19 protein-coding genes are annotated in these 26,100 nt (G+C 71.3%); 8 read left to right on the forward strand and 11 right to left on the reverse strand.

Features of this window, described 5'->3' with window-relative positions; genetic code table 11:
- Positions 1–56: 56 nt before the first annotated feature.
- A complete protein-coding gene (locus tag BM314_RS16100; RefSeq protein WP_091978967.1) occupies positions 57–1,022 on the forward strand; it encodes a homoserine kinase in 966 nt (321 codons plus the stop codon).
- Positions 1,023–1,279: 257 nt separating this feature from the next.
- Here the strand turns inward: BM314_RS16100 and zwf are convergent, their stop codons facing one another.
- Positions 1,280–2,806 carry a glucose-6-phosphate dehydrogenase gene (gene zwf, locus BM314_RS16105; RefSeq protein ID WP_091978969.1) on the reverse strand — a complete coding sequence of 509 codons (1,527 nt, stop codon included), beginning with the start codon at positions 2,804–2,806 and terminating at the stop codon, positions 1,280–1,282.
- 116 nt (positions 2,807–2,922) lie between these two features.
- Here zwf and dmeF point away from each other — a divergent pair, with 116 nt between their 5' ends.
- Positions 2,923–3,915, forward strand: coding sequence for a CDF family Co(II)/Ni(II) efflux transporter DmeF (gene dmeF, locus BM314_RS16110; RefSeq protein ID WP_091978971.1), 993 nt, complete (start codon positions 2,923–2,925; stop codon positions 3,913–3,915).
- 32 nt (positions 3,916–3,947) lie between these two features.
- Here dmeF and BM314_RS16115 read toward each other — a convergent pair whose 3' ends face one another.
- The 5 genes from BM314_RS16115 to BM314_RS30625 form a co-directional block, all read right to left on the reverse strand.
- Positions 3,948–5,483, reverse strand: a complete 1,536-nt coding sequence (locus tag BM314_RS16115; protein WP_139237837.1) for an efflux transporter outer membrane subunit — start codon at positions 5,481–5,483, stop codon at positions 3,948–3,950.
- A gap of 170 nt (positions 5,484–5,653) precedes the next feature.
- On the reverse strand, positions 5,654–9,121 hold the full coding sequence (locus tag BM314_RS16120; RefSeq protein WP_020094027.1) for an efflux RND transporter permease subunit: 3,468 nt from the start codon (positions 9,119–9,121) through the stop codon (positions 5,654–5,656).
- Positions 9,118–12,243 (reverse strand): MdtB/MuxB family multidrug efflux RND transporter permease subunit, encoded by a 3,126-nt coding sequence (locus tag BM314_RS16125; RefSeq protein ID WP_091978973.1) that lies wholly within the window; start codon positions 12,241–12,243, stop codon positions 9,118–9,120. Before BM314_RS16125 ends, BM314_RS16120 begins: the two co-directional genes overlap by 4 nt.
- Before the next feature lie 64 nt (positions 12,244–12,307).
- Complete coding sequence (locus tag BM314_RS16130; protein WP_091926969.1) at positions 12,308–13,714, reverse strand: MdtA/MuxA family multidrug efflux RND transporter periplasmic adaptor subunit; 1,407 nt, start codon at positions 13,712–13,714, stop codon at positions 12,308–12,310.
- A gap of 298 nt (positions 13,715–14,012) precedes the next feature.
- Positions 14,013–14,189, reverse strand: coding sequence for a hypothetical protein (locus tag BM314_RS30625; RefSeq protein ID WP_165923183.1), 177 nt, complete (start codon positions 14,187–14,189; stop codon positions 14,013–14,015).
- Positions 14,190–14,555: 366 nt separating this feature from the next.
- Between BM314_RS30625 and BM314_RS16135 the strand changes: the two genes are divergently transcribed.
- The 4 genes from BM314_RS16135 to BM314_RS16150 all read left to right on the forward strand — a co-directional run bounded on the left by BM314_RS16135 (position 14,556) and on the right by BM314_RS16150 (position 18,597).
- Positions 14,556–15,725 (forward strand): aminotransferase, encoded by a 1,170-nt coding sequence (locus BM314_RS16135; protein ID WP_170868128.1) that lies wholly within the window; start codon positions 14,556–14,558, stop codon positions 15,723–15,725.
- A gap of 129 nt (positions 15,726–15,854) precedes the next feature.
- Positions 15,855–16,349, forward strand: coding sequence for a DUF4112 domain-containing protein (locus BM314_RS16140; RefSeq protein WP_020094022.1), 495 nt, complete (start codon positions 15,855–15,857; stop codon positions 16,347–16,349).
- A 97-nt stretch (positions 16,350–16,446) separates the two neighbouring features.
- On the forward strand, positions 16,447–17,667 hold the full coding sequence (locus tag BM314_RS16145) for an ABC transporter permease (RefSeq protein WP_091680970.1): 1,221 nt from the start codon (positions 16,447–16,449) through the stop codon (positions 17,665–17,667).
- 390 nt (positions 17,668–18,057) lie between these two features.
- Positions 18,058–18,597 carry a Ros/MucR family transcriptional regulator gene (locus tag BM314_RS16150; RefSeq protein WP_091680971.1) on the forward strand — a complete coding sequence of 180 codons (540 nt, stop codon included), beginning with the start codon at positions 18,058–18,060 and terminating at the stop codon, positions 18,595–18,597.
- Positions 18,598–18,729: 132 nt separating this feature from the next.
- On the opposite strand, the gene BM314_RS16155 is transcribed toward BM314_RS16150, so the two are convergent.
- Entirely contained in the window at positions 18,730–20,163 is a 1,434-nt protein-coding gene (locus tag BM314_RS16155) for an FAD-linked oxidase C-terminal domain-containing protein (RefSeq protein ID WP_020094019.1), read from the reverse strand.
- 228 nt (positions 20,164–20,391) lie between these two features.
- Between BM314_RS16155 and BM314_RS16160 the strand changes: the two genes are divergently transcribed.
- Positions 20,392–21,417 (forward strand): KpsF/GutQ family sugar-phosphate isomerase, encoded by a 1,026-nt coding sequence (locus BM314_RS16160; RefSeq protein WP_049961997.1) that lies wholly within the window; start codon positions 20,392–20,394, stop codon positions 21,415–21,417.
- Between the two features lie 96 nt (positions 21,418–21,513).
- Here the strand turns inward: BM314_RS16160 and BM314_RS16165 are convergent, their stop codons facing one another.
- The 3 genes from BM314_RS16165 to BM314_RS16175 all read right to left on the reverse strand — a co-directional run bounded on the left by BM314_RS16165 (position 21,514) and on the right by BM314_RS16175 (position 24,434).
- Positions 21,514–22,323, reverse strand: a complete 810-nt coding sequence (locus BM314_RS16165; protein ID WP_170868129.1) for an SHOCT domain-containing protein — start codon at positions 22,321–22,323, stop codon at positions 21,514–21,516.
- A gap of 155 nt (positions 22,324–22,478) precedes the next feature.
- Complete coding sequence (locus BM314_RS16170; protein ID WP_020094016.1) at positions 22,479–23,078, reverse strand: nitroreductase family protein; 600 nt, start codon at positions 23,076–23,078, stop codon at positions 22,479–22,481.
- A 288-nt stretch (positions 23,079–23,366) separates the two neighbouring features.
- Positions 23,367–24,434, reverse strand: a complete 1,068-nt coding sequence (locus BM314_RS16175; protein WP_042675851.1) for a GSCFA domain-containing protein — start codon at positions 24,432–24,434, stop codon at positions 23,367–23,369.
- A gap of 74 nt (positions 24,435–24,508) precedes the next feature.
- On the opposite strand from BM314_RS16175, the gene BM314_RS16180 reads away from it, so the two are divergent.
- Positions 24,509–25,558: a WcbI family polysaccharide biosynthesis putative acetyltransferase gene (locus tag BM314_RS16180; RefSeq protein ID WP_091978974.1), complete on the forward strand. Its 1,050-nt coding sequence runs from the start codon at positions 24,509–24,511 to the stop codon at positions 25,556–25,558.
- A 25-nt stretch (positions 25,559–25,583) separates the two neighbouring features.
- Here BM314_RS16180 and BM314_RS16185 read toward each other — a convergent pair whose 3' ends face one another.
- The gene (locus tag BM314_RS16185; protein WP_091978976.1) at positions 25,584–25,988 is read right to left on the reverse strand and encodes a response regulator; all 405 of its coding nucleotides are present in this window, start codon (positions 25,986–25,988) and stop codon (positions 25,584–25,586) included.
- Positions 25,989–26,100: the final 112 nt, after the last annotated feature.

Here is a 26,100-nt window from a genome sequence, read left to right on the forward strand (position 1 = left end):
GGGGGCGCTTCGGCGCCCCTTGCCGTATCGAACTTCCGACATCAGAGCGCAGACACGTGGCCGTCTACACCGAGGTATCCGACGCGGCGCTCGCCGAGTTCCTGTCCGCCTACGCGATCGGCAGCCTGCTCTCCTTCAAGGGCATCGCGGAGGGCGTCGAGAACTCGAATTTCTTCCTGCACACGACCGAGGGCGCCTACATCCTGACGCTCTACGAGAAGCGCGTCCGGGAACAGGACCTGCCGTTCTTCATCGGGCTGATGGAGCACCTCTCGGCCCGCGGCCTCGCCTGCCCGCAGCCCGTGCGCGACCGGGCTGGCCAGGCCCTTGGCCAGCTCTGCGGCCGGCCCGCCGCCATCGTGAGCTTCCTGGAGGGGGTCTCGGTCAAGGCGCCGGGCGTCGAGCATTGCCGGGAACTTGGCCGGGCCCTCGCGGAGCTGCACGCCGCCGGCCGGGACTTCCCGATGGTGCGGGACAACAATCTCTCGGTGTCCGCGTGGCGCCCGCTCTTCGCGCAGGCCGAGGCCCAGGCCGATTCGGTCGAGTCCGGCCTCGCGGCGCGCACCCGGTCGGACCTCGCCGTCCTGGAGGCGCACTGGCCCCGGGACCTGCCGAGCGGCGTGATCCACGCGGACCTGTTCACCGACAACGTCTTCTTCATCGGCGACGCGCTGTCGGGCCTGATCGACTTCTACTTCGCCTGCACGGACGCCTTCGCGTACGACCTCGCGGTCTGCCTGAACGCGTGGTGCTTCGACCCCGACGGCACCTTCCACCGCGACATGGCCGCCGCGCTGATCGCCGGCTACGAGGCCGTGCGGCCCCTGGAGGCCGCCGAGGTCGCGGCCCTGCCGATCCTGTGCCGGGGCGCCGCGCTCCGCTTCATGCTCACCCGGCTGGTCGACTGGCTGAACGTGCCCCCGGGCGCCCTGGTGAAGCCGAAGGACCCGCGGGAATTCGATCGCCGGCTCACCTTTCACCGCCAGGCGCGGGACGCCCGCGATTACGGCCGGGCGGGCTGAGACGCGGATGAGCCGGCGACCCGCTGGACAACCGGGTCGATCCATCCGCCACGACCGGTTTGACAGGGCCGAACCCCGTCACCGCGAGCGCAGCGCCGTGGTCCAAGGTAGCGCGACGCTCGTCGCCGTGGCGCTGCCCTGGATCGCTTCGCTGCACGCGCACTGACGGCTGGGGCGCAGGGGGCGGCAGGCAGCCGCACCGCTTCGGGAAGGGGCGAAACCGCCGACCCTCGCGTTCGAACGAATCGTCGGGCCGCTCAGTCGGTCTCGCCGTCCAGACCCAGCCAGTGGCGGCCGTCGCGGGCGAGCAGCGCGTCGGCCTCCATCGGGCCGGCGCTGCCCGCGGGGTAGAAGTTCACCTCCGCCTGCGGCCAGCCCTTGAGCAGGGAATCGACCGCGGCCCAGCCGGCCTCGATGTTGTCGGCGCGCTGGAACAGCGTCGCGTCGCCGGTCATGCAATCGTAGAGCAGCGTCTCGTAGCCGACATTCGGCCGGTCGGCGAAGAAGTCCTTGTAGCGGAAGCCGGAGCGCACCCGGCCGATCTTCATCTGCGGCCCCGGCACCTTGACGTTGAACTCGGTGCTCACCCCGTGATCGGGATCGATCTGGATCCGCATCACGGTGGGCGCGAGGTCGGCCGTGGGCGTGTCCTCGAACATCTTGAACGGCGCCGGCTTGAACAGCACGGCGATCTCGGTGCGCCGCCCGGTCATGCGCTTGCCGGTGCGGACGTAGAACGGCACCCCGGCCCAGCGCCAGTTCTCGATGTTGAGCTTCAACGCGATGTAGGTCTCGGTGACCGAGTCCTTCGCCACGTGCGGCTCGTCCCGGTAGGCGGGCACGTCGCGCCCCTCCGAGGTGCCGGCCGTGTACTGGCCGCGCACCGCGTCCTCGGGCGGGATCGGCTTCACGGCCTCGGCGAGCTTGGCCTTCTCGGTGCGCACGGCCTCCGCGTCGAAGGAGTTCGGCGGCTCCATGGCGACCATGCAGAGCAGCTGGAACATGTGGTTCGGCACCATGTCGCGCAGCGCCCCGGTCGGCTCGTAGAAGCCGCCCCGCTCCTCGACGCCCACGGTCTCGGCCGCCGTGATCTGGATGCTGTCGATGTATTCCCGCCGCCAGACCGGCTCCAGCAGGCCGTTGGCGAAGCGGAACGCCATGATCGACTGCACGGTTTCCTTACCCAGGAAGTGGTCGATCCGGTAGAACTGGCTCTCGTCGCCCTGGCGCAGGATGCGGGCGTTCAGCTCCCGGGCCGAGGCGAGGTCGGACCCGAACGGCTTCTCGATGACCACGCGGCGGAAGGTGTCGCCCTCCTGCTTGAGCAGACCGGCCTGGCCGAGCCCGTCCACGATCGTCCCGAAGAAGCGCGCCGCCACCGCGCAGTAGAACACCGCGCTGCCGGTGACCCGCTGCTTCACGGCCGCGTAGGTCTCGGGCTTCTCGAAATCGCCCTTGAGGTAGTGGAGCCGGTCCCGGATGAAGCCCCAGCTCTTCGAGTCGATGTGGTCGGCGTGGAACTCCGAGGTCGGGTCCTTGCTGAACGCCTCCAGGGTCTGGGTGAGATTCTCGCGGAGCGATTCGTCCGTCCCGTCATTGTGATCGATGCCGAGGATCGAGAAGCCCTCGGACAGCAGGCCGGCGCCGGCGAGGTTGTAGAGCGAGGGCATCAGCAGGCGCTTGGTGAGGTCGCCGCCGGCCCCGAAGATCACCAGCGTGCAGGGCGGCGCCGGCTGCGTGCCGCAGGCTGCCGTGTCCTTGAGGGCTGTCGTCGGCTCGGCCATCCCTGACTCCCGTGTGGCTGCACTGCACCAAACCGGCCTGACAACCCGCCGCGGCGAGGCCCGTTCCGGTACCCGCTGGGCTATGCTGCGCCGAGGCTAGGATCAAGGAACCCCGCATGCATACCCATTCCCTCGAGCCCTGGGCCCACAGCCACGTCTTCCTGGGCGACCGGCACGATCGGCACGCCCGCCGGACCTGGGCGGTGGTCGCGCTCACGGCCGTCACGATGGTGGCGGAGGTCGCCGGCGGCACGTGGCTCGGCTCGATGGCGCTGGTCGCCGACGGCTGGCACATGTCGACCCACGCGGCGGCCCTGGGCGTCGCGGCGCTCGCCTACCACTTCGCCCGGCGCCACGCGGACGACCCCCGCTTCACCTTCGGCACCGGCAAGTTCGGCGACCTCGCGGCCTTCGCCAGCGCGCTGCTGCTCGGCCTGATCGCCCTGCTGATCGGCGCCGAGAGCCTCGACCGGCTGCTGCATCCGGTGGCGATCGGCTTCGGTCAGGCGATCCCGATCGCCGTGCTGGGGCTCGCCGTGAACCTCGCGAGCGTCTGGCTGCTGCACGACGACCACGACGATCACGGCCACGACGACCACGCTCACCATCACGGAGGCCACGCGCACGGCGGCCACGCGCACGCGGGCCACGCGCATGGCGGCCACGGCGGCCACGACACGAACTTCCGGGCCGCCTACGTCCACGTCCTGGCCGACACGCTGACGTCGGTCCTGGCCATCGTGGCGCTGCTCGGCGGGCGCTATCTCGGCCTCGCCTGGCTCGACCCGGCCATGGGCCTCGTCGGCACCGCCGTGATCCTGGCGTGGTCGTGGAGCCTGCTGCGGACGGCCGCCCTCGTGCTCCTCGACGCACGGCCCTCGCCGGCGGCCACCCGAGAGATCCGGGAGCGCCTGGAGATCGGCGGCGACCGGGTCAGCGACCTGCATCTCTGGCGGGTCGGGCCGGGCCACCGGGCCGCCGTGATCGCCCTCGTCAGCGACGATCCGCAGCCGCCCGCCCACTACAAGGCGCGCCTCGCCGGGGTGAAGGGCCTGAGCCACGTCACCGTCGAGGTCCAGCCCTGCGGGGGGCACGCGGCGGCGGCCTGAAGGTCCCGCGCGGGCGCTCCGCCCGGCGGCCGCTACTCGTCGGGGCGGACCGCCTGGCCGCCCCGGTCGATCGGCAGGCTCGGGCCCTTCAGCTCGGAATCGCTCGGCAGGGCGCGCACGTCCCAGCCGCCGCCGAGCGCCCGGATCAGCGTGACCGCCGCGGTGAAGCGGTTCAGTCGCACCTGAAGGGCGTTGACCTCGTTGTTCACGAGCAGGTTCTGCGCGGTCACCACCGTGGTGAAGTTCTGGGTGCCGGCCCGGTACTCGTTGAGGGTGATCTCCACGGCCCTGCGCGACAGGTCCACGGCGGTGTCCTGCGCCCCCTGCTGCTGGCCGAGGATGCGCAAAGCCGCCATCTGGTTCTCGACCTCCGCGAAGGCGGCCAGCACCACCTGCCGGTAATTGGCCACCGCCGCGTCGTAGCCGGCCTCGGCCGAGCGCAGCGCCGCGGTGCGGGCGCCGCCGTCGAACAGCACCTCGCTGCCGGAGGCCGCCACCGACCAGACCTGGTTGGCCGCCGAGAGCAGGCCGTTGCGGGTCGCCCCCGAGATGCCGCCCTGGGCCGAGATCGTCACGGTCGGGAAGAAGGCCGCCACCGCCACGCCGATGCGCTCGCTCTGCGCCTGGACGAGGCGCTCGGCCTGGGCCACATCCGGCCGCCGCTCCAGCAGATCGCCCGGGATCCCGACCGGCACCCCGGGGGGATTGCGCCCGATGCCGGATACCGGGATCGACACCTCGGAGGGGGGCCGCCCGATCAAGGTGGCGATGGCGTTGACGAACTGCACCCGGGTCAGGCGCACCGCGATGGCCTGGGCCTGGATGGTCTGGACCTGGGTCTGCGCGGTGATCACGTCGGAGCGCGCCGCGACCCCGGCGGCGTACTGGTTCTCGGTGATCGCCAGGGTCCTCTTGAAGTTCTCGACGTTCTCATCGAGCACCTTCTGGAGGGAATCGGCGTAGCGCACCGTCAGGTAGTCGGCCGCGATCTCCGCCTGGATGCTCAGGCGAGTCAGCGCGATCGTGGCGGCGTCGGACTGCGCCAGGGCCGCCTCGCTCTCGATGGTGCGGCGCGTGCCGCCGAACAGGTCGAGCTCCCAGCTCGCCTGGCCCAGAAGCGCCACGTTGGTGCGCGTGGCGGTGCCGCTGCCGGTCCGGGTGATGCTCGGCGCGCCGATCACCGTCGGGTACAGGGCCGCCTGCGCGGAGGCGACGAGCGCCCGCGCCTGCCGGTAATTCGCCACCGCCTGCCGGAGGGACTGGTTGTCGACGTCGACGAGGCGGATCAGCCGGTCGAGGGTCGGGTCCTTGAACACCCGCCACCAGTCGCCGCGCTCGACCGCGTCGCTGGGCCGGGCCTCGCGCCAGCCCTTCTTCCGCGCCGCGACGTAGGCCGGGCTGTCCTCCCGGACACCGCCCTGCTTGTAGGCCAGCGGCGTCTCCACGGAGGGCCGGGTGTAGTCCGGGCCGACCACGCAGCCGGCGAGGAGCGGGGCGGCGAGGAGCAGGGATGCGAGGGTGCGGAGCCGTTGATGGGTAAAAAGCGCACCTCCCACCCTGAACCTCATCCTGAGGTGCCGGAGCGTAGCGGAGGCCTCGAAGGAGCCCTCCAGGAATCGCGCGCCTGGCTGGAGCCCTCCTTCGAGGCTGCTGCGCGGCACCTCAGGACGAGGAGGTGGGTTGGAGGAACCCCCGCGCGCGATCGCGGCCGCCGCTGTTTCACGTGAAACCTTAACCATCACTCTCCGGCCGGCAGCGCCGCTTCTCCGCTCCGCCCGCCGCGCCTGCGCCGGTTGAGCACCCTGTGCCGGAGGCGATCGAGGGTGAGGTAGACGACAGGGGTGGTGTAGAGGGTCAGGATCTGGCTCACAATCAGCCCGCCGACGATGGCGATGCCCAGCGGGCGGCGCAGCTCCGCGCCCTCGCCGTTGGCCAGGATCAGCGGCACGGCGCCGAGCATGGCGGCCAGCGTCGTCATCATGATCGGCCGGAAGCGCAGGAGACAGGCCTCGCGGATCGCGTCCACGGGATTCGCGGCCCGGGTCCGCTCCGCGTCGATCGCCACGTCGATCATCATGATCGCGTTCTTCTTCACGATGCCGATGAGCAGGAACACCGCGATCAGCGCGATGATGGTGAAGTCGGTGCCCGTCACCAGCAGGGCCAGCACCGCGCCGACGCCGGCCGAGGGCAGGGTCGAGAGGATCGTCAGCGGGTGCACGAAGCTCTCGTAGAGGATCCCCAGCACCGCGTAGACCGCCAGGATCGCCGCCAGGATCAGCAGCGGCTGGCGCGACGCGGAGGCGACGTAGTTCTTGGCCGCGCCGGCATACTCGCCGTGGATCGTGGCGGGCAGCTGCAGGGAGGCCATGGCCCGGTCGATGGCGTCCGTGGCGTCCGACAGGCTCTTGCCCGGGGCGAGGTTGAACGAGATCGTGGTCGCCACGAACAGGCCCTGGTGGCTCACCTGCACGGGGGCGCTGCCGGGCTCGATCCGCGCGAAGGCCGAGAGCGGCACCATCGTCTCCTTGGCGGCGGAGACCGGCGCGCTCGACGAGGCGCCGCCCTTGCTCGCCGCGATGGCGTTGGCGGAGGCGTTGCGGGCCGAGTCGGACGCGATGGCGGCGGCGTTCGAGGCGGTGTCGGCCGTGCTGGCGGAAGCGGCGGCGGCCGCCGCCGCGACGGCGCCCGCGGTGCCCGAGCCGCCGACGGCGCCGGAGCCCGTGGCGACGCCGGTCGCGGCGCTCGCCGACGACCCGCTGCCCGGGCTGCTGGTGCCGGTCGCCGCGTTGGTGTTGACGGTCCCGCCCGCCGCCACCGTGCCGGCGACCGCGTTGGTGGTGGCCGAGCCCGGCGCGTTGCCGCCCGAGGTCGAGACGTAGATCTGCTTGAGCGTCTCCGGCGTTTCCAGGTAGCGCGGCGCGATCTCCATCACGACGTGGTACTGGTTCAGCGGGTTGTAGATCGTCGAGACCTGGCGCTGGCCGAAGGCGTCGTAGAGGGTGTTGTCGATCTTGTTCGGCGTGATGCCGTAGCGGAACGCGGTCGCCCGGTCGATCACGACCCGGCTCTCCAACCCGCCCTCCTGCTGGTCCGAGGTCACGTCCGCGAAGGTCGGGTCCTTCTGCAGGGCCGCCACCAGCTTCGGGGCGGCAGCGAACAGCTCCTCGGCCGTGTCGCCCTGGAGGGTGTACTGGTACTGGGCGAAGCTCTGGCGGCCGCCCATCTGCAGGTCCTGGCGGGGGAAGACGTAGAGGCGCGCGCCCGCGACCTGCGCGAGCTTCGGCCGCAGCCGCGCCATCACGGCCGAGATCGGCGCCCGCTCGTTGAGCGGCTTCAGGCCGACGAAGACGTTGGCCGAGTTGGTGCCGCGGCCGCCCGTGAAGCCGACGACGCTCTCGACCGCCGGATCCGCCCCGACGATCGCGGTCGCCTGCGTGAGCTTCTTCTCCATCGACTGGAACGAGATGCGCTGGTCGGCCTGGATGCCGCCCATCATCTGCCCGGTATCCTGCTCGGGGAAGAAGCCCTTCGGGACGATGATGTAGAGGTAGACGTTGAGCCCGACCGTGGCGAGCAGGCTCAGCAGGACGAGGCGCGGATGGGCGAGCGCCACCTCCAGCGTCCGCGCGTAGGCCCCGAGCAGCCGGGCGAAGCCGCCCTCCAAAATCCGGATCAGCAGGTTCGGCCGGCGGCCGGCCGGCGGTTCGCCATTGGGGCCATGCCCCTCGGCCCGGAGCAGCCGGGCACACATCATCGGCGTGGTCGTGAGCGAGAGCACCAAGGAAATCAGGATCGACAGCGACAGGGTGACGGAGAATTCCTGGAAGATGCGGCCGACGAGGCCGCCCATCAGCAGGATCGGCAGGAACACCGCGATGAGTGACAAGCTCATCGAGATCACCGTGAACCCGACCTCCCGCGCGCCGATCAGCGCCGCCTGGAGCCGGGGCTTGCCCTCCTCGATGTGCCGCTGGACGTTCTCCAGCACCACGATGGCGTCGTCGACCACGAAGCCGGTGCCGATGATCAGCGCGGTCAGCGACAGGATGTTGAGCGAGTAGCCGAGCAGGTACATCGCCGAGAAGGTGCCGACGATCGAGATCGGCACGGCGACCGCCGGGATCAGCGTGGCCCGCCAGGAGCGCAGGAAGCCGTACACCACCAGGATGACGAGGCCGACCGCCACCAGCAGCGTCTCCTCGGTGGCCGCGAGGGAGGCGCGGATCGTGGCGCTGCGATCGCCGGTGAGCTTGATGTCGATGCCGCCGGGCAGGGAGGCGGTGATCTGCGGCAGCGCCTCCTTCACGGCGTTGATGGTCTCGACCACGTTGGCGCCGGGCTGCTTGTAGACGAACAGCAGCACGCCCGGCTTGCCGTTGACGATGCCGAGGTTGCGCTTGTCCTCGACCCCGTCGAGCACCTGCCCGACATCGGTGAGCTTCACCGCGGCGCCGTTGCGGTAGGCCACGATGATGTCGCGGTAATCGGCGGCCTTGCGGCCCTGGTCGTTGGCGTAGAGCTGGTAGCGGCGGTCGCCCGCGTCGATCTCGCCCTTGGGCGAGTTCGCGTTCGCGGAGGCGAGCGCGGCCCGGATGCCCTCGAGGCCGATGCCGTAGTTGAACAGGGCCGTGGGATCGAGCTCGACCCGCACCGCCGGCAGGGACGAGCCGCCGATATCGACGTTGCCGACGCCCGGCAGCTGGGACAGCTTCTGCTGCACCACGGTGGCGGCGGAATCGTAGACCTGGCCGCGGGTCAGCGTCTCCGAGGTCATGCCGAGGATGATGATCGGCGTGTCGGCGGGGTTGAACTTCCGGTAGGTCGGGTTCTGCCGGAGCGAGGCGGGCAGGTCGGCGCGCGCCGCGTTGATGGCGGCCTGGACGTCGCGGGCCGCGCCGTCGATGTCGCGGTTGAGGCCGAACAGCAGCACGATCCGGGTCGAGCCGAGGGAGTTCGTGGACGTCATCTCGTTGACGTCCGCGATGGCGCCGAGCCGCCGCTCCAGGGGCGCCGCCACGGTGGTGGCCATGGTGTCGGGCGAGGCGCCAGCCATCTGGGCCTGGACGAGGATCACCGGGAAGTCGATCTGCGGCAGCGGCGCCACCGGCAGCTTCAGGAAGGCGAACAGCCCGGCGAGCAGCACGCCGATCGTGAGCAGCGTGGTCGCCACCGGCCGCCGGATGAACGGCTCGGAGATGTTCACGGCAGCGCCTCGCCGGGCGCGAGATCCGGCCCCCGCCGCCCCGAGATCCGCCGCTCCAGCCGGTCGAAGGCCAGGTAGATCACCGGCGTGGTGAACAGCGTCAGCACCTGGCTGACGATCAGGCCGCCCGCGATGCAGATGCCGAGCGGCTGGCGCAGCTCGGAGCCGACGCCGGTGCCGAGGATCAGCGGCACCGCCGCGAAGAGCGCCGCCAGCGTCGTCATCAGGATCGGCCGGAAGCGCAGCAGGCAGGCCTGGAAGATCGCCTCGCGGGGCTCGAGCCCGTCCTCGCGCTCCGCCTGGAGCGCGAAGTCGATCATCATGATGGCGTTCTTCTTCACGATGCCGATCAGCAGCACGATGCCGATCACCGCGATGATGTCGAGCGACAGGCCGAACAGCATCAGGCCGAGCAGCGCCCCGATCCCCGCCGACGGCAGGGTCGAGAGGATCGTGATCGGGTGGATGAAGCTCTCGTAGAGCACGCCCAGCACGATGTAGACGGTCACGATCGCCGCCAGGACCAGGAACAGCTCGTTGCCGAGCGCCGACTGGAAGGCGAAGACCGAGCCCTGCGGCACCACCCGGAACGAGGGCGGCAGGCCGATCTCGGCCTTGACCTTGTCGATCGCCTCGACCGCTTGCCCCAGCGCCGCGCCGGGGGCGAGGTTGAACGACACGGTGGTGGCCGGGAACTGGCCGAGATGGGAGATCAGCAGCGGCGCCCGCCGCTCGCTGATCCGCGCGACCGCCGAGAGCGGCACCTGCCCGTTGGTCGCCGTGGAGGAGGGCAGGTAGATCGCGTCGAGGCTGCGGAGCGTCGTGTGCAGCTTCGGGTCGGCCTCCAGGATCACCCGGTACTGGTTGGACTGGGTGAAGATCGTCGAGATGATCCGCTGGCCGAAGGCGTCGTAGAGGGCGTTGTCGATCGTCGCCGGGGTGATGCCGTAGCGGCCGGCGGTCGGCCGGTCGATGGTCACGTAGGCGGCGAGCCCCTGGCCCTGGTGGTCGCTCGCCACGTCGGTGACCACGGGCGACTTCGCCAGCGCCTCGGTGAAGCGCGGCACCCAGGTCTCGAAATCGTCGATGTTCGGGCTCTCCAGGATCACTTGGTACTGGGTCGCCGAGACCGCCGTGTCGATGGTCAGGTCCTGGACCGGCTGCATGTAGAGCCGCATGCCGGGCTGGTTGGCCGCCGCCGCCGAGATCCGCCGGATGATCGCGCTGGCCGTCGCGGTGCGCGCGTCCCGGGGCTTCAGGTTGATCAGCATCCGGCCGGAATTGAGCGTGACGTTCTGGCCGTCGACCCCGATGAACGACGACAGGCTCGCCACGTCCGGGTCCTTGAGGACGATCTCGGCCATCCGCTGCTGGCGCTCGGCCATGGCGGCGTAGGAGACCGACTGGTCGGCCTGGGTGATGCCCTGGATCACGCCCGTGTCCTGCACGGGGAAGAAGCCCTTCGGGATCACCGCGAACAGGTAGATCGTGAGCCCGAGCGTGCCGAGCGCCACCAGCAGCGTCAGGCCCTGGTGGTTGAGGACGACCCGCAGGGAGCGGCCGTAGGACTCGATCGTGCCGTCGATGGCGCGCCGGCCCAGGCGGGAGAGGACGCCCTCCCGGCGGCGGTGGCCGGCTTCCGGGACGTGCTTCAGGAGCCGCGCGCACAGCATCGGCACCAGCGTCAGCGAGACCACCGCCGAGATGATGATCGTGGCCGCCAGCGTGATGGCGAATTCGTGGAACAGCCGCCCGACCACGTCGCCCATGAACAGGAGCGGGATCAGCACGGCGATCAGCGAGACGGTCAGCGAGATGATGGTGAAGCCGATCTCGCGGGAGCCCTTGAGCGCCGCCTCCAGGGGCGAGTCGCCGGCCTCCACGTGCCGGGCGATGTTCTCGATCACCACGATGGCGTCGTCGACCACGAAGCCGGTGGCGATGGTGAGCGCCATCAGCGACAGGTTGTCGAGGGAGAAGCCGTAGAGGTCCATGACCGACAGGGCGCCGACCAGCGACAGCGGCACCGACAGGCTCGGGATCAGGGTCGCCGACAGGCTGCGCAGGAACAGGAAGATCACCAGCACCACGAGCGCGATGGCGAGGCCGAGCTCGAACTGCACGTCCTCCACGGAGGCGCGGATCGTGGTGGTCCGGTCGGTGAGCGGCGCCACCGCGACGGCGGCCGGCAGGCTCGCCTGGAGCTGCGGCAGCAGCGACTTGATCTTGTCGACGGTCGCGATGACGTTGGCGCCGGGCTGGCGCTGGATGTTCAGGATCACCGCCGGCGTCGCGTCCGCCCAGGCGCCGAGCTTGGTGTTCTCCGGCCCCTCGACCACGTCGGCCACCTCCGAGAGCATCACCGGGGCGCCGTTGCGGTAGGCGATGATCGCCGCGTCGTAGGCCTTCGGGTCGCGGATCTGGTCGTTGGCGTTGATCGCGTAGGACTGCTTCGGCCCGTCGATCGTGCCCTTCGGCGTGTTGACGTTGAGGTTGGTGATGGTGGTGCGCAGGTCGTCGATGTTGAGCCCGTAGGCGGCGAGCGCCCGCGCGTTGAACCGCACCCGCACGGCCGGGCGCTGGCCGCCCGAGATGCTCACGAGGCCGACGCCCGCCACCTGGCTGATCTTCTGCGCGAGGCGCGACTCGGCGAGGTCGCGCACCTGGGTCAGCGGCAGGGTCTTGGAGGTGAGCGCCAGCGTCAGGACCGGCGCGTCGGCCGGGTTGACCTTGGCGTAGATCGGCGGCGCCGGCAGGTCGGAGGGCAGGAGGTTGCCGGCGGCGTTGATCGCCGCCTGGACCTGCTGCTCGGCGATGTCCAGCGGCAGGTCCAGGCTGAACTGCAGGGTGATGACCGAGGCGCCCGCGGAGGATTGCGAGGTCATCTGGTTGAGGTTGGCGAGCTGGCCGAACTGCCGCTCCAGCGGCGCCGTCACCGAGGAGGTCATCACCTCGGGGCTGGCGCCGGGATAGAAGGTCTGAACCTGGATCGTCGGGTAATCGACCGCCGGCAGCGCCGAGACGGGCAGGTTCAGGTACGACACGCCGCCGACGATCAGGATCGCCAGCATCAGCAGCGTCGTGGCCACCGGCCGCAGGATGAACAGGCGGGACGGGTTCATGACGCGCTCCCGTTATCCCTTCCCCCGCGGAGGGGGGAGAGGAAGCGTCGCGCCAGAGCCGTCCTCACTGCGCCTGACGGCGCCGGTGCCGACGACCGCCCTCCGCTGTCCCTTGGGAATCCGCCGCCGCGTCGGCGGGCGCGGCGGGCTTCACCTCCCCCTTACCGTCAGCCTTGCCGTCCGGCTTCGCCGCCGCGGCCTTGCCGTCGCCGGCGGCCGCCGGCGCGCCCTCGGTGATGCGCACCGGCGCGCCGTCCTTCAGCCGGTCGGTGCCGTCCGTGACGACGCGGTCACCCGGGTTCAGCCCGGAGACCACCACCGTGTGGGTCCCGTCAGTCTCGCCGGTCTTGATCGGCCGGACCGTGACCTTGCTGTCCCCGTCCATCAGGTAGACGTAGGTGCCGGGCGTGCCCTGGAGCAGGCTGGAATTCGGCACCAGCGTCGCGCCCCGCACCGTGTCGACGGTCAGCTTGGCGTTGACGAACTGGTTCGGGAACAGCTCCTCGTCGGAATTGTCGAACAGCGCGCGCAGCTTCACCGTGCCGGTGGTCGTGTCGATCTGGTTGTCGACCGTGTCGAGGCGGCCGGTGGCGATCTCGTGGGCGTCGCCGCGGTCGTAGGCCCGCACGGTGAGCTTCGCGCCCGCCCGCACCTGCCGCATCACCCGCGACACGTCGTCCTCCGGCAGGGTGAACACCACCGAGATCGGGTGGAGCTGGGTCACCACCACGATCGCCGTGGAGGCGGCCGAGATGTAGTTGCCCTGGTCGACCTGGCGCAGGCCGACGCGGCCGTCCACCGGCGAGACGATGTGCGTGTAGGCGATGTTGAGCTTCTGCTGGTCGACGAGCGCCTGGTCAGCCGCGACCGTGCCCTCGTTCTGCTTCACCAGGGCGGCCTGCGTGTCGACGTTCTGCTTCGAGATCGAGTCCTGCCGGTTCAGCGTCTGGTAGCGCTGCAGGTCGAGCTTCGAGTTCTGGAGCAGCGCCTGGTCGCGGGCGAGCTGGCCCTGGTACTGCGCGAGCAGCGCCTCGTAGGGGCGGGAATCGATCCGGGCGAGCTCGTCGCCCGCCTTCACGTTCTGGCCCTCCCGGAACTGCACCTGCGTGAGGTAGCCGCTGATCTGCGACTTCACCGTCACGGTGGCGAGCGGCGTCACGGTGCCGAGGCCCTGAAGCACCACCGGCATGTCGCCGGTCGTGGCGCTGGCGATGCCCACCGCCTGCGGCATGTCGGCCCCGCCGCGCCGGCCGCCGTGGCCGCCGGTGTGATGCGCCGTCGCCGGCTCGGCGCCCTTGCCGGTGCGGGCCTCGTACCAGCGGTGGCCGATCGCCCCGGCGCCGGCGAGCAGCACCAGGAACACGAGCCAGCGGATCGGGCGGAAGCGCCGCGTCCGGACCTCGCGCGCGGGCGCCTCGCCGGGCTGGTAGGCGCGGGCCGTGTCGGTCCGGATCGGTGAACTCTCGTTCATGCCTGACTAGAGCACAGGACGGTCGTCTGCGCGACCGGCGGCACCCTATCCCTCGCTGTCCAAGCCCCCATGCCGCCCCCGGAACGCCGCGTCCCGGAAGCCCGTCCTGAAGCCGCCGGGTCCCGCGGGACCCGACGGCTCCGATCCCGTGTACGGGAGCGTAAGCCCATAAAGCTGTCCGGGCCCCGAACGGCTCCTTACCGCGGCGTCATGGACACCCGCGGCCGCGCCGCTCGCGCACCTCGCGGCGCCCTCCACCGGTGCCCGGCCAATGCGCCGTCACTAGGGCGGCGACGTTTCACTCGTGTTGCTGGGGCCCGCCGGACGCGTCCGGTACCGCATAAGCGCGCAGCACCGCCCGGAACGCGGGATCGACCGGGGTGACGGCCACGGCGCGGCGCAGGCCGAGTCCGAGGCCGCCGACCAGCAGCGCCAGCACCAGGCAGCCGAGGAACGCGCGTGAGGAGGGCCGCATCGTCGTATCCGGTGGCCGACCCAGCGAGCGGGGCGTGAGCGGGTGCGGCCGCGTCCGGACATGCCGAAAGGGCCACCGACCCGCAAGTCGATGGCCCTTCTGGAGACCGGAGCGGCGCCCCGCTGACGGAGCGAGGGGGCGAAGCTCCGTCGGCGTGTGCGCCGCTCCGGCCGTGATCCGAACCTAAGAGACGGGTGATGATTGTCAACATTCGTCAGCCGGCCCCGGCGCGCCGGAGACCGGGTCTGTGCGACCGCGCACATTCCGCAACGCGCGACGGCCATGTTACAGGCCGGCGATGCCGAGACCCGCCATGCCGACTTTCTCGATGCCCGGCGCCGCGTGCCGTACCCCGTGCCGCGCCGCATGAGGTCCGCCGTCATCAACCCCGTCTTCGACGCGCTGCCCACGACCGTGTTCGAGACCATGTCGCGTCTCGCGCGGGTCCACGGTGCGATCAATCTCGGCCAGGGATTCCCGGACGATGCCGGGCCGACGGATGTCCGCGAGCGGGGCGCGCGGGCGCTCCTGGACGGCTGGAACCAGTATCCGCCGATGATGGGCCTGCCGGCCCTGCGCGAGGCGGTCGCCGCCCATTACGCGCAGCACCAGGGCCTCGTCCTCGACCCGGAGACCGAGGTGATGGTCACCTCCGGGGCGACCGAGGCCCTGGCCGGCGCGCTCCTGGCGCTGATCGAGCCCGGCGACGAGGTCGTGCTGTTCGCGCCCATGTACGACGCCTACCTACCCCTGGTCCGGCGGGCGGGCGGCGTGCCGCGGATCGTGGCGCTCCGGCCCCCGGACTTCCGCCTCGACGAGGCCGCGCTCGCGGAGGCTTTCGGGGCGCGGACCCGGGTCGTGGTGCTGAACAACCCCCTCAACCCGAGCGCCACCCTGTTCGCGCCCGAGGACCTCGACCTGCTCGCCCGCTACTGCCAGCGCTTCGACGTGACCGCCCTCTGCGACGAGGTCTGGGAGCACGTGGTGTTCGACGGCGCGCGCCACCGGCCGCTGATGGCGCTGCCCGGGATGCGGGAGCGGACCGTCAAGATCGGCTCGGCCGGCAAGATCTTCTCCCTCACCGGCTGGAAGGTCGGCTTCGTGATGGCCGATGCTCGGCTGATGCGCGGGCTCGCCAAGGCGCACCAGTTCCTGACCTTCACGACGCCCCCGAACCTCCAGGAGGCGGTGGCCTACGGGCTGGGCAAGCCGGCCCCGTGGTTCGAGGCGATGCGGGGCGGCTACGCCCGGTCCCGCGACCGGCTCGCGGACGGCCTGCGCGGCCTCGGCTTCACCGTGCTGCCGGCCCGGGCCACGTGGTTCCTCAACATCGACATCGCCGCCCGCGGCCACGCCGACGACGTGGCCTTCTGCGAGGCCCTCGTCACCCGTCACGGCGTCGCGGCGATCCCCGTGAGCGCCTTCTACCCGGACGCCTCCGTGCGCGGCCTCGTCCGGCTCTGCTTCGCCAAGGACGACGCGACCCTGGATGCGGCGCTCGACCGCATGCGCGGGCTTCCGGGGGCCGGGACATGAGGGTCGGCTCGAGGGACGGCATGACGGGCATCACGAGGGACCGCGCGCGCCGAGCGGGCGCCGTCCTTGCGGGGATCCGGGCGGGGGGCCACATCGTTGGGGACGATGGCTTCCCGACGGATCCCGACCATGGACTTCACCCAGGCTGCCCAGGCCGGGCGTTTCGCCCGTGCCGAGACCTTCCCCGGAGGCGAGACCCGCGCCGGCACCCGGCCCCCCTACCTGTCGGCGGATCTCGGCCGGGAGGCGAGCCTCGCCCGGCTGGAGACGCTGGCCCACCTGATGGACACCGCCTTCGTCATCCCGGGCATCAACCGGCGGGTCGGGTTCGACGCGCTGATCGGCCTCGTGCCGGTGATCGGCGACCTGGCCGGCATGGTGATCTCGTCCTTCATCGTCTACGAGGCGAAGCGCCTCGGGGCGCCGCGCTGGCTGGTGGCCCGGATGGGCCTGAACGTGGCCTTCGACGGGCTGATCGGCGCCGTGCCGGTGGCGGGCGACCTGTTCGACGCCGCCTTCAAGGCCAACCGCCGCAACGTCCGGCTGCTGCGCCGCTGGCTGGAGCGCAGCGGCAACCTGCGTCCCACCGAGATCGACGGCACCGCGACCCGGCTCGACGGCTGAGCGTTCCCGGCCTCCGTCCCGCGGCCGACCGGTCGCGGGGCCGCCCGGATATCGGGGCGGCCGGCGCGCGCGCGACGCGGCTCGGGAGACAGCACGGATGAACGAGGTCACGCGTCCCGGCGACAGCGAGGTCGTGCCCGCGCCGATGCCCGGCGCCCAGCCGCTGGTCCTGCGGCCGGACGAGGGCGCGCCGCCGCCGGTCCTGCCCGGGGCCGCAGGCCGGCGCGTCCGGCTGTCGCCGCTCAACCGGCGCCGCCTCGACAATTTCCGCCGCAACCGGCTCGGCTACGGGTCGTTCGTGATCTTCACGGTCCTGTTCGTGCTCAGCCTGTTCGCGGAGTTCATCGCCAACGACCGCCCGATCGTGATGTCCTACAAGGGCGAGTGGCTGGTCCCGGTCCTGGTCGACTATCCGGAGGAGAAGTTCGGCGGCTTCCTCGCCACGACCGACTACCGCTCCCCCGAGATCCGCCGGGAGATCGCGGCGAACGGCTGGGCGCTGTGGCCGCCGATCCCGTACGCGTACGACACGATCAACGAGGACCTGCCGACGCCGTCGCCGTCGCCGCCGACCTGGATGCTCACGGACGCGCAGTGCAAGCCCGTCGCCGAGAAGCTCGGCGGCTCGACCTGCGCGGACATTCCCCAGCACTGGCTCGGCACCGACAACACCACGCGGGACGTGCTGGCGCGGGTGATCTACGGCTTCCGCATCTCGGTCCTGTTCGGCCTGATCCTGGCCGCGGTCTCGTCGGTGATCGGCGTCGTCGCGGGGGCCGTGCAGGGCTATTTCGGCGGCTGGGTCGATCTCGCCTTCCAGCGCTTCATCGAGGTCTGGGGCGGCATCCCGACCCTCTACCTGATCATCATCATCTCGGCCTTCATCGCCCCGGGCTTCTTCGTCCTGCTCGGGATCATGCTGCTGTTCTCCTGGGTCGCGCTGGTGAGCGTGGTGCGCGCCGAGTTCCTGCGGGCGCGGAACTTCGAGTATGTCCGGGCCGCCCGGGCGCTGGGCCTGTCGAATATCCGGATCATGACGGTCCACCTGCTGCCGAACGCCATGGTGGCGACGCTGACCTTCCTGCCGTTCATCCTGAACGGCTCGATCACCACCCTGACCTCGCTCGACTTCCTCGGCTTCGGCCTGCCGCCGGGCTCGCCGTCCCTCGGAGAGCTTCTCGCGCAGGGCAAGGACAATCTGACCGCGCCGTGGCTCGGATTGACCGGTTTCCTGGTCATCGCCGTGATGTTGAGCCTGCTCGTCTTCGCCGGCGAGGCCGTGCGGGACGCCTTCGATCCGCGCAAGACTTTCGCCTGAGGCCGCGCGGGTTGCGAAAATGACGCAGGGCCTCGCCCCGCGCCCGCACAACTGTACGAAGATTGCGCATTGTGCCCGCACGACCGGGCGGCAATCGTATACGACCGTCTAGAGCCGGCCCCTGACCCGGGGGTAAAGGTCTCTGCCGGTTGCGAAAACCCGCTTCGAGGAAGCGACTAGCATTCGCCGAACGGACACCGATAAAGCCTCTCAGAAGTGTCCATTAAGTGGCGCCAATGCAACCATACCCTGTAAGCCGCGCCGCGTGATGCAGAGTTAGACTTCGGTCTCATCACAGATAATTGTATGGCGCGGCTTGCATTTTTCGGACGCTGACTTAACTCGCGAAAGTGGGGATCCCATCAGGCATTTGTGCCGAGGAACGAGAGAATGTCAGAAGCTGCGCCGACATCGCAATTGGATTTCATCGAGCGGACCGTGGACGTCGTCGCGGCCTACGTTTCCAACAACTCGCTGCCCTCGGCCGAATTGCCGGCCCTGATCGCGAGCATCCACGAGGCGCTGAACACGATCGGGGCCGGCCCCGTCGCTCCGGCGACCGAGAGCGTTGAGCGGCCGACGCCCGCCCAGATCCGCAAGTCGATCCGCCCCGACGGGCTGGTCAGCTTCATCGACGGGAAGTCGTACAAGACGCTGAAGCGTCACCTGACCAAGCACGGTCTCGATCCGCAGACCTACCGCGAGCGCTACGGCCTGCCGGCCGATTACCCGACCACTTCGGCGAACTACTCGGCGCAGCGCTCGGCGCTCGCCAAGAGCCTCGGCCTCGGCCAGCCGGGCCGGTCCCCGGCGTCCGACAAGGCCGCCGCCGAGGAGGAGGCTGCCGCCCCCGCCTCCGCCCCTGCCTCCGGTCGCCGCAAGACCGCCGCGAGCAAGACCCGGGCGAGCCGCAAGGTCGAGGCCGCCTGAGCGCGGCCGCGAGGCCCGGACGGGGGCGGGCGATCGGAGACGATCGCACCCGCACCGGTCCGGACTTGTTCGCCAGACCTCTTGGCCGGGCTCTCGGCCAAGCTCTCGGCCGGACCCCGCGCGCGGCGCGGCTCAGGCCGCGAGGCGCCCGTCCAGCGGGAACACCTTGGCGGGGTTCAGCATCCAGTCCGGATCGAACACCGCCTTGACCCGCATCTGCTGCTCGAGATCGACCTGGTCGTACTGGAAGCGCATCAACTCACGCTTCTCGATGCCGACCCCGTGCTCGCCGGTGAGGCAGCCGCCGACCTCGACGCAGAGCTTCAGGATCTCGTCGCCCGCGGCCTCGGCCTTCTGCAATTCGCCGGGCGTGTTGATGTCGAACAGGATCAGCGGGTGCAGGTTGCCGTCGCCCGCGTGGAACACGTTGGCGACGCGCAGGCCCTTCTCGGCGCAGATGGCGCCGATCCGCTCCAGCACCGGCCCGAGCTGGCCGGTGGGGATCGTCCCGTCCATGCAGATGTAGTCGGAGATCCGGCCGGTGGCGCCGAAGGCCGACTTGCGGCCCTTCCAGATCGCGGCCGATTCCGCCTCCGAGCGCGAGACGCGCAGGCTGGTCGGGCGGAAATCCCGGGCGATCGTCTCGATCCGGGCCAGCATCGCGTCGCACTCGGCGTCCGAGCCCTCGACCTCGATGATCAGCATCGCCTCGGCGTCGCGCGGGTAGCCGGCCTGGGCGAAGTCCTCGGTGATGAGGATCGCCTCGCGGTCCATGTACTCGATCGCCACCGGGATGATCCCGGCCGCGATGATCGCCGCGACGCAGTCGCCCGCATCCTCGACCTTCGAGAAGCCGACCAGCACCGGGCGCGCGCCCTCGGCGGCGCGCAGGATCCGCACGGTCGCCTCGGTGACGATGCCGAGCTGCCCCTCCGAGCCGCAGACGAGGCCGAGCAGGTCGTAGCCGCCGCTGTCGAGGTGCTGGCCGCCGATCTCCACCACGGTGCCGTCATTGAGCACCAGGGTGACGCCGAGCAGGTTGTTGGTGGTCACGCCGTATTTCAGGCAGTGCGCGCCGCCCGAATTCATCGCGATGTTTCCGGCGATCGTGCAGGCGAGCTGGCTCGACGGGTCGGGAGCGTAGAAGAAGCCCTCGTGGCTGACCGCCCCGGAGATCGCCAGGTTGGTGATGCCGCTCTGCACCCGGGCCGTGCGGTTGGCGAAGTCCATGTCGAGGACCTGGGTCATCTTGCCGACGCCGAGGATGATCGCGTCGGCCTGCGCGATGGCGCCGCCCGCGAGCGAGGTGCCGGCGCCCCGGGGCACGACCCGCACGCCGTTGGCGTGGCAGTAGGCCATCACGGCGGCGACCTCCGCGGTGGTGGAGGGCAGCACCACGGCGAGCGGCATCTGCCGGTAGGCGGTGAGCCCGTCGGTCTCGAAGGCCCGGCGCTCGTCCTCGCTGACCACCAGCGCCTCCGGCGCGACCAGGGGCGCGAGGCCGGCTAGGATCGCCTCGCGGCGGGCGAGGATCGCGGGATCGGGGTCGGGGAAGCGGATGGTCATGGGGCTCTTGCCCTCCTGGGGCCCGCGGCGCGGGACGGCGCGCGGGATGGCGTGCCGGGAGCATGGACCCCGGCGGCCGCGCCTTCAACCGGCGTGCGGCGCTGCGTCGTCCCCGCGTCACATTTCAACCACGACGGCTGCCTAGCGTCGCCGGAGACGCCTCGCTGCGCCGCTCCCCGATTCCGGCCCCCGGTGCCGGATCCGGTCGACGGGTCAAGAACGGACACGATGAACGCTCCCGCCTCCAGCGCCCTGCGCGACGACCGCTACGACGCGCCGTCGGCGCATCTCGCCACCACCCGCGACCTCGGGATCCGCAGCCTCCAACTCGGCATCGCGGCCCTGCAGGAGGCGAGCGCCGCCTTCCAGGGCCGGCTCGGCGCGGCCTTCGAGGAGGCGGTGCAGACCATCCTGCAGAGCAAGGGCCGCGTCATCGTCAGCGGCATCGGCAAGAGCGGGCATGTCGGGCGCAAGATCGCCGCGACGCTGGCCTCCACTGGCACGCACGCCTTCTTCGTCCACCCGACCGAGGCGAGCCACGGCGACCTCGGGATGATCGCCCGGGACGACGTCATCATCGCGCTGTCGTGGTCGGGGGAGACCGCGGAACTGTCCGACCTGGTCGGCTTCAGCCGCCGGTTCTCGATCCCTCTGGTGGCGATCACCCGCAACGGCGAGAGCACCCTGGGCAAGGCCGCCGACGTGCTGCTGGAACTGCCCCGCGTGCGGGAATCCTGCCCGCACGACCTCGCGCCGACCTCCTCCAGCCTGATCCAGCTGGCGCTGGGCGACGCCCTGGCGGTGGCGCTCCTGGAGCGGCGCGGCTTCACCTCGGCGCGCTTCCACACCCTGCATCCGGGCGGCACCCTCGCGGCCCGCCTCAGGACCGTGCAGCAGGTGATGCACGGCCCCCAGGACATGCCGCTGGTGCACGAGTCCGCCCTCATGTCCGAGGTGATGATCGAGATCGCGGCGCGGCGCTACGGCTGCGTCGGCGTCACGGACGCGGCCGGCCGCCTCGTCGGCATCGTCACGGACGGCGACCTGCGCCGCCACATGGGTCCGGCGCTCCTCGACACGCCGGTCTCGACCGTCATGACCCGCGACCCGGTGACCGTGGAGCCGCACAAGCTGGCCCAGGCCGCGCTGGAACTGATGAACCGCCGGCTGATCACGGCGGTCTTCGCCGTCACCGACGGCCGGCCGGTCGGCATCGTGCACGTCCACGACCTGCTGCGCGTCGGCATCGCCTGAGGCCGTCCGGACCCGGCAGGGTCCGATCCGCGCCCGCATCCCGCGAGGCCTCCGCGCTTCGGGACGGGGCCGGCGGGTACGGCGACCGGGCGCCCCTCACAGCCGGGCCAGCAGCTCCGTCTTCTTGGTCGCGAACTCCGCCTCGGTGAGCACGCCGCGCGCGTGAAGGTCGGCCAGCCGCTCGATGGTCGCGAGGATCGCGTCCGGAGACGACCGGTCCGGGGCCGCCGAAGGGGCAGCCGCAGCGGCCGGCGAAGCGGCGGGGGCGGCCTTCGCCGGGATCTCGGCCGGGTCCGCTCGGCCCGGGTCCGCTTGGCGCGGCGCCGCGACCTCCGCCTCGATCCGACGCAGGCGGTCGAGGGCGACGGCCCCGGACGGTCCCGTGAAGCCGAGGCTGCCGTTCGCCTGGGAAACTCCGGTGATGCGGTGCTCGCCGGTATCGTACAGCGCGACCCCGGACCCCGCGTCGACGGCGAGCCGCCGGCTGTCCGGGAAATAGGCGTAGCGCAGCCCGTCCTGCGCGCCGGTGCTGGCCGGATCCCCGAGGCCGGCCGGCCACCACTCGCCGCCGCCGCGCCGCGCCGCGGGCGCGGCCTCCGAGAAGCCCCCCGCGGGGAGCGCCCCGGCCAGCTCGGTGCAGAGCGCGTCGACCCGCGCCTTCAGCGCGTCGTCGAACATCCGGCCGACCATCACCATCCCGCCGGAAAACCACTGCCCCATCCCGCCGAGATCGGGATGGTCGAACTGCGCCATCGTGCCGTGGCCACGCTCGAGGGCCCGGACCAGGTGGCGCACCGCGTCCGGGCTGACCCCGTGGCGGTCGGCGACGGTCTGCAGCCCGGGGACGGGGTCGAACGGCCCGTCATCCCGGAACGGGTCGGACGCGGCGGTGTCGGACGGATCCATGAGCCAGCTCCCGAAGCGTCGGAGGGCGGACAGGAGGCGCGGGGCGGTGGCCCCCTGCCGGCCCGGGTCGAGCCCGTGGGCCTGCGCCCACGGACCTGCGACGGCGTCGCGATGCGGAGCCAATCCCCGGCCGTCCGAGCGGGTTCCGGCCCGTCTCAGCCGGCGGCCTGCGGGAACGGTCCCGCGATGGTGAAGTCGGTGATCGGCCGGCGGCCGTTCGGGGTCTCGCGGGGCCGCTGCTCCTCGGTGAGGTCCGCCTCGGGCGTCTTGCGGCCGACCGCGAAGGCGGCCTCGATCCGGTGGTTCTCGGGCAGACGCAGCACCGCGGGCGCGCGGACGTGGTCGAACCCGACCATGCCGTGGGCGTGCCAGCCCTGGTGGATCGCCTGGAGCTGGAAGGCCAGCGAGGCGGTGCCGGCGTCGAAGGAGTGGCTGTAGGAGGGCTTCAGCTCGTCGCCGACCTTCATGAGTCCGTTCGAGACGAGGAACAGGATCGCGCCGGTGCCGGACACCCATTTCTGATTGCCGGGCACCAGCAAGTCGAAGAACGTGTCCCAGTGGGCGTCGCCCCGGAGCGCGTAGAGGAAGCGCCAGGGCTGCGAGTTGTAGGCGGAGGGCGACCAGCGCGCCGCCTCGATCATCCGCATCAGCTCGGATTCGGGCACGGCCTCGCCCGTGAAGGCGCGGGGCGAGTGCCGCTTCACGAAGACCGGATCGATGTCGTGGTCGGCGCGGCGGGGCGGGGGCAGGCTCAAGGGATTCGTCTCCGATAGGCGCGAGCGCCCGGGCGGCCGAGCTTGCCCGAAAGGCCGGGCTGGAGGCAAACGCGGGATCGCCCCGGCCGCCGGGACGGTCGCGAAGGGCTCGAGCGGTTGCCCGGCGGGATCTTCGGAGCGCTGCCGTCTTTGCGAGCGGAGCGAAGCAATCCAGGCAGCGCCACGACTGTCGATGTCGCGTCGCCCTGGGTCACTTCGCTACGCTCGTGAAGACGATGCAGGCCGCCCGATGGCCGCGGCCGCTCCGGTGACGATCTCGGCCCCCCGTCACGCCACGCTGCGCTCGATCTCCTCCTCGTCGCAGATCACGCCGGCATTGCCCTCGAACTCGGCCGCGAGGTCGACGGGGGCGTGGGTCGGCGCTGGCGAGACCCGGTCGCGGGCGAAGGTCGCCAGGAACAGGCGCATGACGTGGCGCACGCCCGCGTCGTTGATGGTGCGCTGGTCCTCGTTGTAGTAGCGCCCGGCATTCACGTTGCTCGTGACGATGTCGTAGGCGGGGAAGTAGACCGCCCGCGGGTCGCCGCGGCCGACCACCTCGCCGGCCGCCACCCGCAGCACCGACTTGGAGTAGCTGTTCGACTCCATCACGTGCCGGTCCATGTAGGTGGCGATCATGGGCACCGGCGAGACCGTGAAGATCACCCGCGCCTTCGGGTTCACGCTCCAGAGCCGGTCGAGGAAGCCGTTGAGGTCACCGAGCACCTCGCCCGCGCCGGCATTCACGCACTCGTAGAGCGCGGGGTCGAACGTGCCGCCCGCGACGCCGGGGGCGAGCGGTAGCGCCGCGCCGTCGGCCCGCCAGCGCCAGCCCTCGGTGAGGCCGAGCGTCAGCACGAACACGTCGAGCGTCTCGAACAGGCGGCGCACCTCGGCGAGGTGCGCGTCGCGCGCCGCGACCACCTCGGCCTCGCTGGCGAAGCCCGCCGGCTCGACGGTCGGGCGGAACGGGTCGACGTAGCGGCCGTCGTCGCGCAGCCACGCCTTCAGCTCCGGCTCGAACGTGCCGTAGGCCCGGTCGAACAGCTGCACGAACTGGCGCGTGTAGTAGAGGTTGCCGTAGCGCGCCGAGAACGTGCCGAACTGGCGGGCATTGGCCTCCTCGGCGCTCATGCCGGGGGTCGGCGGCTCGGTCAGGTAGTAGTTGAACCCGGCGCCGCGCACCGCCTCGGCCACCCGCTGGGCGAAGCACGAGCCGCCGGTGGCGACCTTGTCGGTCGGCCCGATCACGAACGTGTCCTTCGGGTGCGGATTGACCGCGAAGGGCGGCACGTTGGTGACGACCTTGCGCCAGAATCGCTCGGCCGGTAGACCCGTATACGGATTCAACGCCATCTTCGAACCCTCTTCTTCACGACGGCGGCAGGCCCTCGGGGGCGCTGTTCCGTCCGCTGACACCGGCACGCGACGTGGCCCTGAACGACCTGCCCCGGCGCGCCCGCAGCGCGTTCACCCGCTCGGCGACCGATTGGACGCCTACCCGTTGGGCCCCCACCTGGGCGACACCATGGCGGAACCGCGCCCGCACCGCCACGACCCGTGACGGGCCGAGCATCGCGGTGCTGGGCAATTGCCAGGCCCGGGGCATCGCCCGGGCCATGCGCCTGCTCGCGCCGAAGAGCCCGGTCCGTTACCTGCCCATGGGCTCGCTGAAGCGAGACCACGGCCATGTCGACGGCTTGATCCGGACCCTGCGCGCCCACGACCACGTCTTCTCGCAGGCCTTCCCGGCCGGGCTGATCCCCGGCGGCGACGCCGCCACTGTGCGCGCGGCCGACCCGCGGCTCAAGCTGTTCCCGTCGATCGTGTTCTCGGCCTTCCACCCGGACATGGTCTATGTCGGGCAGGCCTCGGACCTCGCCGCGCTGAAGCTGACGCCGTCGCCGCTGGGCCAGTACCACTCGGCGATCGTCGTCACCGCCCACCGGCTCGGCCTCGATGCCGGCCGGACCGTCGGCCTGTTCCGCGAGGACGTGTTCGCCCGCCTGGGCTACCTCGACCACTGGGACCCGGCCGTGCGCGAGCTCGTCGGCGCGGCCGACGCCCTGGGCTTCGGCCTGGAGCGCGAGGTGACCCGCTGGGCGCGCCGCGGCGCCTTCATGCACCTGATGAACCATCCCAAGGTCCACGTCCTCGGCGACATCGCGCGGCGGCTGCTGCGGGAGAACGGGCTCGCGCCCGAGCCCGTGGAGATCGAGGATTACCTCGGCGACGAGCTCGCCCAGGACGTGGTCTGGCCGATCTACCCGCCCATCGCCGAGCATTTCGGCCTGACCGGCTCGTACCTGTTCAAGACCAAGCCGCGGGGCGACGACTTCCCGGTGCTCTACGACCTGCCGGGCTTCGTCGCGGCGAGCTACGCCCTCTACGACGCGATGCCCCCCGGGGATCTCGCCTGCCCGCGGGTCGAGGCGTGGCTCGCCGCGCCCGAGATCGTCGCGCTGTTCCGGGCGGGCTGAGGCGGCCGCGGACCCGCGGCGCCGCTCAGCCCGCCGCGCAGAGCCGGCTGTCGGCGCCGGCCTCGCCGAGGCCCTCGACCATCATCCGGACCAGGCGGTTGACCTCCTGCATCTGGAAGGGCTTGCGCAGGAACAGGCTGCCCGGCACGCCGCTGCGGCCGTGCGTGTCGGTCGAGGTGTAGACCACCGGCCGGTCCGGGTGGATCGCCCGGAAGGCGTGGGCCACCGTCCAGCCGTCGATCAGCCCGGGCAGGTGGATGTCGGTGAACAGCCAGTCGATCGCCGCGCCCCGGTCGCGCAGGACGGTCAGCGCGGCCTCGCCCGTGGAGGCTTCGACCACCCGGATGCCGTGCGTCTCGCACAGGCTCGCGACGATCTCGAGGAGCAGGTAGCTGTCCTCGACGATGAGGACGCTCTGGGCGGGGCGCATGCGGGAGGTCCGGTGTTCGGCCCGCCGATTAGGGACCGATAGGGTTGAGGATCTCTTAAAGCCCGGCCCGCGACCGTTACCGGCGGAGGCCCGGCGCCTGTTGCAGCGCCGC

The sequence above is a fragment of the Methylobacterium sp. 13MFTsu3.1M2 genome (assembly GCF_900112625.1).
Lineage (GTDB): Bacteria > Pseudomonadota > Alphaproteobacteria > Rhizobiales > Beijerinckiaceae > Methylobacterium.